The organism is Delftia sp. UME58, assembly GCF_014170385.1.
GTDB classification, from domain to species: Bacteria; Pseudomonadota; Gammaproteobacteria; order Burkholderiales; family Burkholderiaceae_C; genus Comamonas; species Comamonas acidovorans.
Genome location: NZ_LZZV01000054.1, coordinates 39,326 through 53,439, shown reverse-complemented (window position 1 = coordinate 53,439; position 14,114 = coordinate 39,326). Strand labels below are relative to the sequence as shown.

13 protein-coding genes are annotated in these 14,114 nt (G+C 65.7%); all 13 read left to right on the top strand.

Translation table 11 applies throughout. The features are described 5' to 3' along the window. The first annotated feature begins 28 nt into the window (after positions 1–28). The 13 genes from A9976_RS15260 to A9976_RS15200 all read left to right on the top strand — a co-directional run bounded on the left by A9976_RS15260 (position 29) and on the right by A9976_RS15200 (position 14,089). On the top strand, positions 29–2,056 hold the full coding sequence (locus A9976_RS15260; protein ID WP_183019730.1) for a bifunctional 3-phosphoshikimate 1-carboxyvinyltransferase/cytidylate kinase: 2,028 nt from the start codon (positions 29–31) through the stop codon (positions 2,054–2,056). A gap of 166 nt (positions 2,057–2,222) precedes the next feature. Beyond that, positions 2,223–3,926, top strand: coding sequence for a 30S ribosomal protein S1 (gene rpsA, locus A9976_RS15255; protein ID WP_288124655.1), 1,704 nt, complete (start codon positions 2,223–2,225; stop codon positions 3,924–3,926). A 90-nt stretch (positions 3,927–4,016) separates the two neighbouring features. Then, positions 4,017–4,358, top strand: coding sequence for an integration host factor subunit beta (locus A9976_RS15250; protein WP_063325833.1), 342 nt, complete (start codon positions 4,017–4,019; stop codon positions 4,356–4,358). A gap of 80 nt (positions 4,359–4,438) precedes the next feature. Then, positions 4,439–4,759, top strand: a complete 321-nt coding sequence (locus A9976_RS15245; RefSeq protein ID WP_183019729.1) for a lipopolysaccharide assembly LapA domain-containing protein — start codon at positions 4,439–4,441, stop codon at positions 4,757–4,759. Further along, a complete protein-coding gene (lapB, locus tag A9976_RS15240; protein ID WP_183019728.1) occupies positions 4,749–5,924 on the top strand; it encodes a lipopolysaccharide assembly protein LapB in 1,176 nt (391 codons plus the stop codon). Before A9976_RS15245 ends, lapB begins: the two co-directional genes overlap by 11 nt. Positions 5,925–6,184: 260 nt before the next feature. Then, positions 6,185–6,562 (top strand): helix-hairpin-helix domain-containing protein, encoded by a 378-nt coding sequence (locus A9976_RS15235; protein WP_183019727.1) that lies wholly within the window; start codon positions 6,185–6,187, stop codon positions 6,560–6,562. Positions 6,563–6,701: 139 nt separating this feature from the next. Further along, positions 6,702–9,680: a monovalent cation/H+ antiporter subunit A gene (locus A9976_RS15230; RefSeq protein WP_183019726.1), complete on the top strand. Its 2,979-nt coding sequence runs from the start codon at positions 6,702–6,704 to the stop codon at positions 9,678–9,680. Then, positions 9,680–10,045, top strand: a complete 366-nt coding sequence (locus A9976_RS15225; protein ID WP_012206529.1) for a Na+/H+ antiporter subunit C — start codon at positions 9,680–9,682, stop codon at positions 10,043–10,045. Before A9976_RS15230 ends, A9976_RS15225 begins: the two co-directional genes overlap by 1 nt. Beyond that, positions 10,042–11,838, top strand: coding sequence for a monovalent cation/H+ antiporter subunit D (locus A9976_RS15220; RefSeq protein WP_183019725.1), 1,797 nt, complete (start codon positions 10,042–10,044; stop codon positions 11,836–11,838). Before A9976_RS15225 ends, A9976_RS15220 begins: the two co-directional genes overlap by 4 nt. Beyond that, positions 11,835–12,326, top strand: coding sequence for a Na+/H+ antiporter subunit E (locus tag A9976_RS15215; protein WP_016450497.1), 492 nt, complete (start codon positions 11,835–11,837; stop codon positions 12,324–12,326). Before A9976_RS15220 ends, A9976_RS15215 begins: the two co-directional genes overlap by 4 nt. Next, entirely contained in the window at positions 12,323–12,601 is a 279-nt protein-coding gene (locus A9976_RS15210; protein WP_012206532.1) for a K+/H+ antiporter subunit F, read from the top strand. Before A9976_RS15215 ends, A9976_RS15210 begins: the two co-directional genes overlap by 4 nt. Beyond that, entirely contained in the window at positions 12,598–12,984 is a 387-nt protein-coding gene (locus tag A9976_RS15205) for a monovalent cation/H(+) antiporter subunit G (RefSeq protein ID WP_183019724.1), read from the top strand. Before A9976_RS15210 ends, A9976_RS15205 begins: the two co-directional genes overlap by 4 nt. Before the next feature lie 235 nt (positions 12,985–13,219). Then, positions 13,220–14,089 carry an LOG family protein gene (locus A9976_RS15200; protein WP_183019723.1) on the top strand — a complete coding sequence of 290 codons (870 nt, stop codon included), beginning with the start codon at positions 13,220–13,222 and terminating at the stop codon, positions 14,087–14,089. Positions 14,090–14,114 lie beyond the last annotated feature (25 nt).

Sequence of the window (14,114 nt, the reverse complement as noted above, 5' to 3'; positions counted from 1 at the left end):
CCGACAGCCTGTTTGCCTCCGAATTGCCATGTTCAGTACCGCCTTCCTCGATCTCCCACCCCTCTCCCGCGCGCAGGGCACGGTGAGCCTGCCGGGCTCCAAGAGCATCTCGAACCGCGTGCTGCTGCTCGCGGCGCTGAGCCAGGGCACGACCGTGGTCCACGACCTGCTCGACTCGGACGACACGCGCGTCATGCTCCGGGCCCTGCAGCAGCTGGGCTGCACGGTGGAGCCCGCGACCATCACCCTCGGCCAGCCCGTGCGCATCACCGGCCTGGGCGGCATCCTGCCCCCTGGCACCAGCGCCGAACTGTTCATGGGCAACGCCGGCACGGCCATGCGGCCGCTGACTGCAGCCCTGTCCGTGCTGGGCGGCGACTTCAAGCTCAGCGGCGTGCCGCGCATGCATGAGCGCCCCATCGGCGATCTGGTCGATGCGCTGCGCCAGCTCGGCTGCCGTATCGACTACCTGGGCAACGAGGGCTTTCCCCCGCTGCACATCCGCCAGCCCGATTTCTCGCAGCTGCCGCACAGCCCCATCCAGGTGCGTGGCGATGTCTCCAGCCAGTTCCTGACCTCGCTGCTGATGGCGCTGCCGCTGCTGGCCAGCACGCGCGACATCACCATCGAAGTCGTGGGCGAGCTGATCTCCAAGCCCTACATCCACATCACGCTGGAATTGCTGGCCCGTTTCGGCATTGCCGTGCACAACGAGAGCTGGCAGCGCTTCACCATCCCGGCCGGCAGCCGCTACCGCTCGCCTGGCGAGATCCATGTCGAGGCAGACGCCTCGTCGGCCAGCTACTTCATCGCACTGGGCGCCATCGCCTCGGACAGCGCCGAAGGCATCCGCATCCTCGGCGTAGGGCTGGACTCCATCCAGGGCGATATCCGCTTTGTCGAGGCCGCGCGCGCCATGGGCGCCGAGGTGGAAGGCGGCCCCAACTGGCTGCGCATCCGCCGTGGCGCATGGCCGCTCAAGGCCATCGACCTGGACTGCAACCACATCCCCGATGCCGCCATGACGCTGGCCGTCATGGCCCTGTATGCCGATGGCACGACCACGCTGCGCAATATCGCAAGCTGGCGTGTCAAGGAAACCGACCGCATCGCGGCCATGACCAAGGAGCTGCGCAAGCTGGGCGCCGATGTCGAGGAGGGCGCGGACTTCATCCGCATCACGCCGCCCGCGTCCACCGCCGCATGGCGTGCGGCCAGCATCCACACCTACGACGACCACCGCGTGGCCATGTGCTTCTCGCTGGCGGCCTTCAACCCGGCCGCCCTGCCCGTGCGCATCGAAGACCCCAAGTGCGTCGCCAAGACCTTCCCCGACTACTTCGAGGCCCTGTTCTCGGTCTGCGAGACGGCCCGCGCGCGCATTCCCGTGATCTGCATCGATGGCCCCACGGCCTCGGGCAAGGGCACGATTGCCGCCGAGGTCGCCCAGGCCCTGGGCTACCACCTGCTGGACTCGGGCGCGCTGTACCGGCTCACGGGGCTGGCCGCATCGCGCGCCGGCATGGTGCTTGACGAACCGCATGCCCAGCAGATCGCCGTGCTGGCGCGCGAGCTGCCCGTGCGCTTTGACGCAGAGCAGCGCATCTGGCTGGGCGACGAGGATGTCACCCTCATCCTGCGCAGCGAGGAGTCGGGCATGAACGCCTCGCGCGTCTCGGCCCTGCCTGCCGTGCGCGACGCACTGGTGGACCTGCAGCTGTCCTTCCAGCAGCTTCCGGGGCTGGTTGCCGACGGCCGCGACATGGGCACAGTGATCTTTCCCCATGCTCCCCTCAAGGTCTATTTGTCGGCCTCCGCCGCCTGTCGCGCTGAGCGCCGGCATAAGCAGTTGATTTCCAAAGGAATTGCCGCTAACATAAGCGCCCTTCGGGCTGACCTTGAAGCACGCGATGCGCGGGACATGAACCGCAGCGTTGCACCGCTCAAGCCCGCCCAGGATTCCATGCTGCTTGACAGCTCCGAGCTCTCCATCGAAGAGGTGGCAGAGCAGGTGCTTTCGTGGTGGCAGGAACGCCAGCCGTTCGGCCGCGACTGATTGCCAGTTGCGCCGCACGGCCGGCAACCCGCCCTCCGGGCCCAGACATGGCGGCACCGCCCCGTGTACGGCCCGAGGTTCATAGACTCCAACACCGTGGTTGAACCCACAACACCTCCGCAAGCAGTCCTAGAAACGCCTGGCAATAGTGCCGGCGGAAACCTGTTTGCGGGCAAGGAAATACATGTCTGAATCTTTTGCCTCCCTGTTTGAAGAATCGCTGCAACGCACGGAAATGCGTCCTGGCGAGGTCATCACCGCTGAAGTCGTGCGCGTCGAGCACAACTTCGTCGTCGTGAACGCTGGCCTGAAGTCGGAAGCCTACGTGCCAATCGACGAATTCAAGAACGACCAGGGAGAAATCGAAGTCCAGGTGGGCGACTTTGTGTCGGTCGCCATCGGCTCGATCGAAAACGGCTACGGCGACACCATCCTGTCGCGCGACACCGCCAAGCGCTTGGCCTCGTGGCTGGCTCTGGAAAAGGCCCTGGAATCGGGCGAATTCGTGACCGGCACGACCTCCGGCAAGGTCAAGGGCGGCCTGACGGTGCTGGTCAACGGCATCCGTGCCTTCCTGCCCGGCTCGCTGATCGACACCCGTCCGATCAAGGACCTGACTCCGTACGAAAACAAGACGATGGAGTTCAAGGTCATCAAGCTGGACCGCAAGCGCAACAACGTGGTGCTGAGCCGCCGCGCCGTGGTCGAAGCCTCGATGGGCGAAGAGCGCGCCAAGCTGATGGAGACGCTGAAGGAAGGCGCCATCGTTCAAGGCGTGGTCAAGAACATCACCGAATACGGTGCGTTCGTGGACCTGGGCGGCATCGACGGCCTGCTGCACATCACCGACATGGCATGGCGCCGCGTGCGTCATCCCTCGGAAGTCGTGCAGGCTGGCCAGGAAATCACCGCCAAGATCCTCAAGTTCGACACCGAGAAGAACCGTGTCTCGCTGGGCCTGAAGCAAATGGGCGACGACCCGTGGATGGGCGTTTCGCGCCGCTACCCCTCGAGCACCCGCCTGTTCGGCAAGGTCACGAACATTGCCGACTACGGCGCGTTCGTCGAGCTGGAACCCGGCATCGAAGGCCTGGTGCACGTCTCCGAAATGGACTGGACCAACAAGAACATTGCTCCGACCAAGCTCGTGACCCTGGGTGACGAAGTCGAAGTCATGGTGCTGGAGATCGACGAAGACAAGCGTCGCATCTCGCTGGGCATGAAGCAGTGCAAGGCCAACCCATGGCAAGAGTTCGCGCAAAACACCAAGCGCGGCGACCGCGTCAAGGGCCCGATCAAGTCGATCACCGACTTCGGCGTGTTCGTGGGCCTGGCTGCCGGTATCGACGGCCTGGTGCACCTGTCCGACCTGTCCTGGAACGAGCCCGGCGAAGCCGCCGTGCGCAACTACAAGAAGGGCCAGGAAGTCGAAGCCATCGTGCTGGCCGTGGACGTCGAGCGCGAGCGCATCTCCCTGGGCATCAAGCAGCTGGACAGCGACCCCTTCACAACGTTCGTGACCGTGAACGACAAGGGCCAGATCGTGTCGGGCAAGGTCAAGACGGTGGACGCACGTGGTGCTGAAATCGACCTGGGCGAAGACATCATCGGTTACCTGCGTGCTTCGGAAATCGCCGTGGACCGCGTGGAAGATGCCCGCTCGGTGCTGAAGGAAGGCGACGAGATCACCGCCGTGGTGGTCAATGTGGATCGCAAGACCCGCAACATCCAGCTGTCGATCAAGGCCAAGGACCAGGTTGACCAGCAAGAAGCCATGGCTTCCCTGTCCGCCCAGTCGGCCAAGGAAAACGCCGGCACGACCAGCCTGGGCGCCCTGCTGCGCGCCAAGCTGGACAACTCCGACAAGTAATCAGCAGCCAGCCTGCTGACCGCTGAAGGTCGGATGCGACGGGTGCCTCCGGGCGCCCGTCGCCATTTCAACCCCTGATTCCTATCCTTGATGACCCGATCCGATCTCGTCGAAGAACTCGCAGCCCGCTTTGGCCAACTGAGCCAGCGCGATGCCGAGCAGGCCGTCAAGACGATTCTTGACGCCGTCAGCGATGCCCTGGTGCGCGGCCATCGCATCGAAATCCGCGGCTTTGGCAGTTTCTCGGTCAACCATCGCCCGCCCCGCATGGGCCGCAATCCCCGCAGTGGCGAGGCCGTCCACATTCCGTCCAAGCGCGTGCCGCACTTCAAGCCCGGCAAGGCCCTGCGCGAAGCCGTGGACCTGCGCCCCGGCGCAGTCATCGATACAGACAACACAGGCTCCGGCACAGGCACCGGCCCTGCCGCCTGAAAGTCGGCTGACCGGCTGCGCGCGCCGCAGCCGCCCTCTCCGCCAGGCTCTAGAATCGTTCCCGTCACACAAGGGAACACATGAAGTACTTCCTGTGGCTGCTCAAGGCGGCCATTTTTTTTACGCTGTTCGCTTTCGCGCTGAACAACCAGCAGGACGCGACGGTGCACTTCTTCTTCGGCACCTCCTGGACTGCGCCACTGGTACTGGTGGTGCTGGCCGCCTTCGCGCTGGGCCTGATCGTGGGCGTTCTGGGCATGGTGCCGCGCTGGCTCAAGCACCGCAACGCCGCACGCTCGACCCAGGCTGCGGTGCCTGCCACGACCGAGGCACCGGCAGCGGCCACGGCGCCCAAGACCGCCCCATCCCCCATCCTGCCGGGCGACGTGCATGGAATTTGATCTGAGCTGGATATTGCTGGGCCTGCCCGTGGCCTTCGTGCTGGGCTGGCTGGCCTCGCGCTGGGACCTGCGGCAGATTCGCGCCGAAAACCGCCAGGCACCCAAGGCCTATTTCAAGGGCCTGAACTTCCTGCTCAACGAGCAGCAGGACAAGGCCATCGACGCCTTCATCGAAGCAGTGCAGAACGACCCCGACACCTCGGAGCTGCATTTCGCCCTGGGCAACCTCTTCCGCCGCCGTGGCGAATACAACCGCGCCGTGCGCGTGCACGAGCACCTGCTGTCGCGCGGCGACCTCAGCCGCGTGGACCGCGACCGTGCCCAGCATGCGCTGGCCCAGGACTTTCTGAAGGCAGGGCTGCTCGATCGTGCCGAGGACGCGCTGCGCCGCCTGGAAGGTACGGCCTTCGAGGCCGAGGCCCGCCTGGCACTGCTGGCCATCTACGAACGCTCGCGCGACTGGACACAGGCAGCCGCCATTGCTCGCCGCATGCAGGATGCCAGCCAGGGGGACTTCAGTGGCCGGCTGGCCCACTACCTGTGCGAAGACGCCCAGTCCTTGCTGGCCCAGGGCCAGCAGTCCGAGGCGCTGCAGCGGCTGCAGCAAGCCATCGCCACCGCACCCCAGGCCGCACGCCCGCGCCTGGAGCATGCCCAGTTGCTGCACCGCATGGGGCAATCGGCCCAGGCCTTGCATACGCTGGAGAGCCTGGCCGAGCAATCTCCCGCCTCGCTGCCGCTGGCAGCCCAGCTGCTGGTGGACATTGCAGCCGCCACGGGCCAGCGCCAGCACATCCATCAACTGCTCAGCCAGCAGTACGAGCAGGCACCCTCGCTGGATCTGCTGCAGGCGCTGGTCGCGCTGGACGCTCAAATTGAAGCACACGGCAACGATCGTGAAACCAGGGCACCCGGACGCGCACGCCTGGTCCAGCATCTGGACAGGGAGCCCTCCCTGGTGGCCGCCGCGCAGTGGCTGGCCGGCGAGAAGCTGGCCGAGGAGCAATACCACCCGGCCGTGCAACGCGCGCTGGACCACGCAGCCAAGCCACTGACCCGCTACCGCTGCGCGGCCTGCGGCTTCGAGGCGCGCCAGCATTTCTGGCATTGCCCCGGCTGCCAGAGCTGGGACAGCTATCCGGCCCGGCGCGTCGAGGAACTGTGATCCGGGGCAGCGGCGGAAAGCAGCCGCATCCCCTGCATCGCGTCACCCCCATTGGCAAACACGGCATGGACGGTGTATTTTCAGAGTATTCCTAGAAACCGCCTTGGCAGGCGCATGGCCATTGGCTTTGGACACTTTCGGCCCTGCCTGCTCGGGCCTGCTGGCCTCCTTCACCGCCTAGCCGCACGCCAAGGCCCTGCATAAGATGCCTCTGGGTCGCAATGTTGCGGCCCTCAACATTTTGGGATCAGGAGGTTTGTATGTTCAGAAAACTGATGACTGGCTTCATTGCACTGCTGTGGTCCGTGATGGCCTTGGCTGCGGTGGAAGTCAACAAGGCGAATGAAGCCGAACTGACGTCCATCAAGGGCATTGGCCCGGCCATGTCGGCACGCATTCTCGAAGAGCGCAAATCCTCCGCCTTCAAGGACTGGCCCGATTTCATTGCCCGGGTCAAAGGCGTGGGCGAACCGACCGCCGCAAAGCTCTCGGGTGACGGCCTGACGGTCAACGGCAGCAGCTACAAGGGCAAGGTCGCCAAGCCCGATGCCAAGGACACGACAGCCAAGGGCGCCAAGCCGACCAAGGACCAGGCCACCAAACCGGCCACGCCAGCCAAGGCCGGCGCGGCCTCCTGAGTACGCCAACTGTCTCTATCCAACCCGCTTCGGCGGGTTTTTCATGCGTACTACCCTCGGGGTATGCGCGGCCATAGCCTGAAACATGCTCAGGTTTTCATAGCGAAGCAAAAAACCTTGCCCGTAAAATGAACCGCCCATGCCCCTGATCACCCTCATCCTCCTACCCTTCATCGGCAGCCTGATTGCCGCAATGCTGCCCGCCAATGCGCGCAATACGGAGTCAACGCTGGCCGGCGTCATCGCCCTCGGCTGCGCCATCCAGACTGCATTGCTGTTCCCCCAGATCGCCGATGGAGAGGTGTTGCGCCAGGAGATCGAGTGGCTGCCGGCCCTGGGACTGAACCTGGTGATCCGCATGGACGGCTTTGCCTGGATGTTCTGCATGCTGGTGCTGGGCATCGGTTCGCTGGTGGTGCTTTATGCGCGCTACTACATGTCGCCGGCCGATCCCGTGCCGCGCTTTTTCTCGTTCTTTCTGGCCTTCATGGGCGCAATGGCTGGCGTGGTGCTGTCGGGCAACATCATCCAGATTGCGTTCTTCTGGGAGCTGACCAGCCTTTTCTCCTTTCTTCTGATCGGCTACTGGCACCATCGCAAGGACGCGCGCCGGGGCGCGCGCATGGCGCTGACGGTGACGGGAACGGGCGGCCTGGCCATGCTGGCGGGCATGCTGGTGCTGGGCCACATCGTGGGCAGCTATGACCTGGACAACGTGCTCGTGGCGGGCCAGCAGGTACGTGACCACCAGCTGTACCTGGTCGCCCTGGTGCTGATCCTGTTGGGCGCACTGACCAAGAGCGCGCAATTCCCCTTCCACTTCTGGCTGCCGCACGCCATGGCCGCACCCACGCCGGTGTCGGCATATCTGCACTCCGCCACCATGGTCAAGGCCGGCGTCTTCCTGCTGGCGCGCATGTGGCCCGTGCTGGGCGATACCGATGCCTGGTTCTGGCTGGTGGGCGGAGCCGGCGCGGCAACGCTGCTCATCGGCGGCTATCTGGCCATGTTCCAGCACGATCTCAAGGGATTGCTGGCCTATTCGACGATTTCCCACCTGGGCCTGATCACGCTGCTGCTGGGCCTCAACAGCAAGCTGGCCGCCGTGGCTGCGGTGTTCCACATCATGAACCATGCGACCTTCAAGGCCTCGCTGTTCATGGCCGCAGGCATCGTCGACCATGAAAGCGGTACGCGCGACATCCGCCGGCTCTCGGGCCTGCGGCACATGATGCCCATCACGGCCACGCTGGCCTGCGTGGCCAGTGCGGCCATGGCGGGCGTGCCGCTGCTCAACGGCTTCCTGTCCAAGGAAATGTTCTTCGCCGAGACCGTCTACCTGGACGCCGCCCCCTGGGTGCGCACTGCCCTGCCCGTGGCCGCCACGGTGGCGGGCATGTTCAGCGTGGCCTATTCGCTGCGCTTCACCATCGACGTCTTCTTCGGCCCCAAGGCAACCGACCTGCCGCACGAACCGCACGAGCCGCCGCACTGGATGCGCGTGCCCGTCGAGCTGCTGGTGCTGGCCTGCCTGGTCGTCGGCATGCTGCCGGCGTGGGCCGTGGGCAGCTTCCTCGCAGCAGCCGCCACGCCCGTGGTAGGCGGCGATCTGCCCGAGTACAGCCTGGCCATCTGGCACGGCTGGAACATGCCCTTGATCATGAGCCTTGTGGCGCTGATCGGCGGCATCCTGCTGTACATGCTGCTGCGCTGGCAGCGCCAGGCCGGCCATATGGATACCGCGCCGCTGGTGGGCACGATCAGCGGACAGCGTGTTTTCGAGAACCTGCTGGCCCGCCTGTCGCTGCTGGGCCGCTGGTCGCGCCGGCGCCTGTCCACCATGCGTCTGCAGTGGCAGATGCTGTGGCTGGTCTGCACCGCCGTGCTGGCCGGCGCTCTGCCGCTGTGGCTGCAAGGCATCAAGCTGGGCGACCGGGGCATGCTGCCGCTGTCGCCCGCCTTCGTGATGCTGTGGGCCGTGGGCATTCTCTGCGCCCTGGGCACGGCATGGAAAGCCAAGTACCACCGGCTGACGGCGCTGATCATGCTGGGCGGCGCGGGCCTGTGCACCTGCCTGACCTTCCTGTGGTTCTCGGCACCCGATCTGGCGCTGACCCAACTGGTCGTCGAGGTCGCCACCACGGTGCTGATGCTGCTGGGCCTGCGCTGGATGCCCAAGCGGGACAAGAGCCTTCACATTCCCGTGCTGTCCGCCGAGCTGCGCGCCCGCTCGCGCCGCATGCGCGACCTGCTGCTGTCGCTGGTGGCCGGGGGCGGCATGGCCTGGCTGGCCTTCGCCATGATGAGCCGCCCCTTCTATGACGGCGCCTCCACCTTCTTCCTGGAACATGCGCTCAGCGATGGCGGCGGCACCAATGTGGTCAACGTGATGCTGGTGGATTTCCGGGGCTTCGACACCTTCGGCGAAATCGTGGTTCTGGGCATCGTGGCCCTGGTCGTCTATGCGCTGCTGCGGCGCTTTCGCCCGGCGCGCGAGACGCTGGACCTGCCCGAGCAGCAACGCTACATGCCTGGTGACCTGCAGACCGATCTGTTCAATCCGCGCAATGCCGGCGATACGGCCGTGGGCTACCTGATGGTGCCCGCCGTGCTGGTGCGCCTGCTGCTGCCTTTTGCGGCCCTGGTCTCGGTCTACATCTTCATGCGCGGCCACAACGAGCCCGGCGGCGGCTTCGTGGCCGGCCTGGTGTTCTCCGTCGCCTTGCTGATGCAATACATCATCTCCGGCACGCAGTGGGTCGAGGCCCACCTGCCGATCTTCCCGCGCCGATGGATCGGTGTCGGCCTGCTGTTCGCACTGGGTACCGGCATGGGCTCCATCGTGGCCGGCTATCCCTTCCTCACCAGCCACACCTTCCATATGACCCTGCCAGTCGTCGGCGACGTGCATCTCGCCAGCGCCCTGTTCTTCGACATCGGCGTGTTCTCGCTGGTGGTCGGCGCGACCATGCTCATTCTGACGGCCATCGCCCACCAATCGGTGCGCAGCCACCGCTACCACGCCCGCCTGCTGGAGGAGCAGCAACAACAGGCCGAAGAGGCCGAAGCCGCCGTGCAGCAGGCCACCGCTGCAGCGCTTGCACGAGGAGGTTTCTGATGGAAGTCGTGCTTGCCATTGCCATCGGCGTACTGACCGGCTCGGGCGTGTGGCTGCTGCTGCGCCCACGGACCTACCAGGTCATCATGGGCCTGGCCCTGCTGTCGTATGCAGTCAACCTTTTCATCTTCAGCATGGGCCGCCAGGGCCTGGCCATAGACAAGGAGCCCGTGCTGCGCGCCGGCGTGCCGCAGGATCTTGCGCACTATGCCGACCCCATGCCCCAGGCGCTGGTGCTCACGGCCATCGTGATCGGCTTTGCCATGACGGCGCTGTTCCTGGTGGTGCTGCTGGCCTCGCGCGGCACCACGGCCACCGACCATGTGGACGGAGCCCATTCCCGCACCGAGCAGGAGATGCCATGAACGAGCTGACCGCCCGTCTCATGCCGCACCTGATGCTGGCGCCCATCGTTCTGCCCATGCTCTCGGCAGCGCTGATGCTGCTGCTGCGCGAAGAGCGCCAGCGCCTCAAATTCGCTCTTGGACTGGTCTCCACCCTGCTGGGCCTGGGCGTGGCCGTGATGCTGATGCTGTGGACCGACCAGGCCGGCGCACCCGTCAACCTGGGCGTCTACATGCCGGGCAACTGGCCCATGCCCTTCGGTATTTCGCTGGCGCTGGACCGCCTGACCGGCATGATGCTGGTGCTGACCTACACGGTGGCCCTGGCCTCGCTGGTCTTCTCCAGCGCCCGCTGGCACCGCGCGGGGATGCACTTTCACTCGCTGTTCCAGTTCCAGCTGATGGGCCTGAGCGGTGCCTTCCTCACGGCGGACCTGTTCAACCTGTTCGTATTCTTCGAGATCATGCTCGCGGCCTCCTACGGACTGGTGCTGCATGGTTCCGGCCGGGCGCGCATCCAGGCGGGCCTGCACTACATCGCCATCAATCTTGCGGCCTCGTCGCTGTTTCTCATCGGCGTGTCCATGCTCTACGGCCTGACCGGCACGCTGAACATGGCCGACCTGGCACGTGCCATCCCCCAGGTCAGCAGCGCCGACCGCGGGCTGCTGCATTCGGCCGCTGCCATCCTGGGCATTGCCTTCCTGACCAAGGCGGCCATGTGGCCGCTGAACTTCTGGCTGGTGCCGGCCTACAGCGCAGCCACCGCTCCCGTGGGCGCAGTGTTCGCCCTCATGACCAAGGTGGGCGTCTACGTGGTGCTGCGGCTGTGGACGCTGCTGTTCAGCTCCGAGGCCGGTGCCTCCGCCCTGTTCGGCAGCACCTGGCTGATCGTCGGCGGCATGCTGACCATGGCCTTCGGGGGCCTGGGCATGCTGGGCTCGCAGCGGCTGACGCATATCGCGGGTTTTGCGGCCATCCTCTCGTCGGGCACGCTGTTGGCCGCGTCGGGCTTTGGCCAGAACGCGCTGACGGCGGGGCTGCTGTACTACCTGCCCAGCTCCACCCTGGCCGTGAGCGCGCTCTTCCTGATTGCCGACGTGGTGGACCGCTGGCGCGTGGACGACGACGCAGGCGAGCCCTATGAGGACGATGAGGCGCCCTTCCTCAATGCCGAGCTGCTTCCCACCGAGGGGTTCAACCTCGACGAATCCGAAGAGGTGCTGATCGGCCGTGCCATTCCCGCCGCGGCCGCCTTCATCGGCCTGAGCTTCATGCTGGCCACGCTGGTGGTCACCGGCCTGCCCCCGCTGTCGGGCTTCGTGGGCAAGTTCGCCATGCTGTCTGCCCTGCTCAACCCGCTGGGCCTGGGCAACTCCAGCGGCTTCCAGGCCGGCTGGGCCGGTTGGTTGCTGGTGGCGCTGATGATCATCACCGGGCTGCTGGCCCTGCTGTCGCTGGTGCGCGCCGGCATACGCCACTTCTGGGCGAGCGAGGAGCAGAACTCGCCCTCGTTGCGCGTGACCGAAGGCCTGCCCATCGCCGTGCTGCTGGCCTGCTGCGTGGCACTCACCGTGCGCGGTGGCGAGCTGATGGGCTACACGCAGCGTGCGGCCGATGCGCTGCTGGCGCCCGATGTCTATGTGCGCTCCGTCATGGGCACGCAGCCGGAGCCCAGCCCGGCAGAAAAGAAGGCCCGGCTGCAAGCCGGCCCCGAAGGCGCAGCGCGCGCAGCAGCCCAGGCCAGCGGCGCGCCCATACCCGCTGGCATAGGCGATGCAGGAGCAACCGCCGGCAAGGAGGAGTCCCGATGATGAAAACCCTGCTGCCCGCGCCGCTGCTGTCGGTGGCGCTGTTCCTGCTGTGGCTTCTGCTCAACCGCTCGTTCAGCAGCGGCCAGATCCTGCTGGGCGCCTTGCTGGGCCTGTTGCTGCCGCTGCTGCTGCGCGGCCTGCGTCCCTTGCCCGTGCGCGTGCGCCATCCGCTGACCATCGTGCGCCTGGGGCTGCGCGTGGTCTGGGACACCTCCGTGTCCAACTTCAATGTCGTGCGGTTCATGCTGTTTCCGGGCATGCGCAAGCACCCGGCCAACTTCGTGCGCATCCCTCTGGAACTGCGCGATCCCAACGGCCTGGCCGTGCTCGCCATGATCGTGTGCATCACGCCCGGCACGGCCTGGGCCGAGATCTCGCGCGACCGCTCCCAGCTCATGCTGCATGTGCTGGAGGTCGATGATCCCGAAGAGATCGTCCAGCACGTCAAGCGCTCCTACGAGCGCCCCCTGATGGAGATTTTCGAATGATGCCCTGGTTCCACTGGACTTTGATGTTCGCGCTGGGCCTGCTGGTCGCCGCCATGGGCTGCGCCGTGCTGCGCCTGCTCAAGGGTCCGCACGCCCAGGACCGCGTGCTGGCGCTGGACTGCATGTACCTGAACGGCATGCTGGCCATGCTGCTGATGGGCATCATCTACGACAGCACCAGCTATTTCGAGGCGGCCTTGCTGGTCGCGCTGTTCGGCTGCGTGGGCTCCACGGCCATGGCCAAGTTCCTGCTGCGCGGCGAGGTGATCGAATGATGCCGGAAACCACCACGCTGCCGCTGTGGTGCCAGATCCTGGTGGCCGCGCTGGCGCTGGGCGGCGCCATCATCGCCTTCCTCGGCTCCATGGGACTGTGGCGTCTGGGCAGCTATTTCGAGCGCGTGCATGCGCCTTCCATCATCGCCACCATGGGCTGCTGGCTGATCATGCATGCCACCTGGATCTACTTTTCCGTCAGCGGCCAGAGCCTGGCCGTGCATGCGCTGCTGATTGCGGTCTTCATTTCGGTGACCGTGCCCATCACCACCATCTTCCTGATGCGTGCAGCCCTGTTCCGGGCACGCCGCGCAGGCCAGGACGTGCCGCCGCCGCTGAGCAGCGTCGTGCGCAACGAGCCGGTCGAACACCCGGACGTCTGAAGCGCAACCGGGCCTGAAATCCCCGCCGATGCGGGCGGGCGGGCAAAAGCCCTGTCCTCAACCGCTGAGCATACGAATGCATCCATGGCCGCGTCAATGCGCAAAGCACCGGATATGCGGGCCCTGCGGCTATGAGTTTGTGAGCGTATAGTGCAGTCATCATCTGCGCTGGCAACGTATTTGATGGAACGGCCACAGGCGTGGCCGCCCTGGGTTTTTCTGTGTACGAGGGTTCATGCAAATCTCTTCCCCCCTGACCGATACCGATCTGGCCAACGGCTGGTCGGCCCTTCACAACCAGGCGCACAACGGCATGGCATTGCAGCAGAACTCCAATCGCCTCGCCTTCGCGGACCCGGAATTCATGTTCCGCCGCGAAACCCGCGGCATCCGCATGCAGCTGGAACTGCTCAAGCCCGACCTGGCGCAGATCGAACGCGGCATAGAAAACACCGTCGTGGTCTATGGCAGCGCACGCTTCGTGGACCTGGAGCAGGCCGAGCAGCAACTGGCCGACGCACAGGCCAGCGACGATCCCCAGCGCATTGCCGTGGCCGAGCGCGCCGTGCGCAATGCCCACCGCTATGAACAGGCCCGCGCCTTCACGCGCATCGTGGCCGCCGACAGCCTGAACCAGCCGCCCGAGGAGCGCCTCTATATCTGCACGGGAGGCGGCCCCGGCATCATGGAAGCGGCCAACCGGGGCGCCCATGACGTGGGGGCACCCAGCATCGGCCTGAACATCGAGCTGCCGCACGAGCAAAACGGCAACCGCTTCATCTCACCCGATCTGAGCTTCAAGTTCCACTACTTCGCCCTGCGCAAGATGCATTTCATGATGCGCGCCAAGGCCCTGGTGGCCTTCCCCGGCGGCTTCGGAACGCTGGACGAGCTGTTCGAGGTGCTGACCCTGATGCAGACCGGCAAGACGCATTCCGTGCCCGTGATCCTGTTCGGCACCGAGTTCTGGAAGCGGCTGCTCAACATCGACCTGATGATCGAGGAAGGCACGATCTCGCCCAAGGACCTGCAGCTGTTCCGCTACACCGATGATCCGGTGGAGGCCTGGGCGCTGATCAAGCAGTTCCACGCTGGCGGCTGGTAAGCCGCAGCGGCCGGCAGGCCGCCAC

What these genes read in the sequence shown, in the direction of transcription:
- A9976_RS15260 (WP_183019730.1), top strand. Translation starts at nt 29, where the DNA reads ATGTTCAGTACCGCCTTCCTCGATCTCCCACCCCTCTCCCGCGCGCAG.
- A9976_RS15250 (WP_063325833.1), top strand. Translation starts at nt 4,017, where the DNA reads ATGACCCGATCCGATCTCGTCGAAGAACTCGCAGCCCGCTTTGGCCAA.
- A9976_RS15245 (WP_183019729.1), top strand. Translation starts at nt 4,439, where the DNA reads ATGAAGTACTTCCTGTGGCTGCTCAAGGCGGCCATTTTTTTTACGCTG.
- lapB (WP_183019728.1), top strand. Translation starts at nt 4,749, where the DNA reads ATGGAATTTGATCTGAGCTGGATATTGCTGGGCCTGCCCGTGGCCTTC.
- A9976_RS15235 (WP_183019727.1), top strand. Translation starts at nt 6,185, where the DNA reads ATGTTCAGAAAACTGATGACTGGCTTCATTGCACTGCTGTGGTCCGTG.
- A9976_RS15230 (WP_183019726.1), top strand. Translation starts at nt 6,702, where the DNA reads ATGCCCCTGATCACCCTCATCCTCCTACCCTTCATCGGCAGCCTGATT.
- A9976_RS15225 (WP_012206529.1), top strand. Translation starts at nt 9,680, where the DNA reads ATGGAAGTCGTGCTTGCCATTGCCATCGGCGTACTGACCGGCTCGGGC.
- A9976_RS15220 (WP_183019725.1), top strand. Translation starts at nt 10,042, where the DNA reads ATGAACGAGCTGACCGCCCGTCTCATGCCGCACCTGATGCTGGCGCCC.
- A9976_RS15215 (WP_016450497.1), top strand. Translation starts at nt 11,835, where the DNA reads ATGATGAAAACCCTGCTGCCCGCGCCGCTGCTGTCGGTGGCGCTGTTC.
- A9976_RS15210 (WP_012206532.1), top strand. Translation starts at nt 12,323, where the DNA reads ATGATGCCCTGGTTCCACTGGACTTTGATGTTCGCGCTGGGCCTGCTG.
- A9976_RS15205 (WP_183019724.1), top strand. Translation starts at nt 12,598, where the DNA reads ATGATGCCGGAAACCACCACGCTGCCGCTGTGGTGCCAGATCCTGGTG.
- A9976_RS15200 (WP_183019723.1), top strand. Translation starts at nt 13,220, where the DNA reads ATGCAAATCTCTTCCCCCCTGACCGATACCGATCTGGCCAACGGCTGG.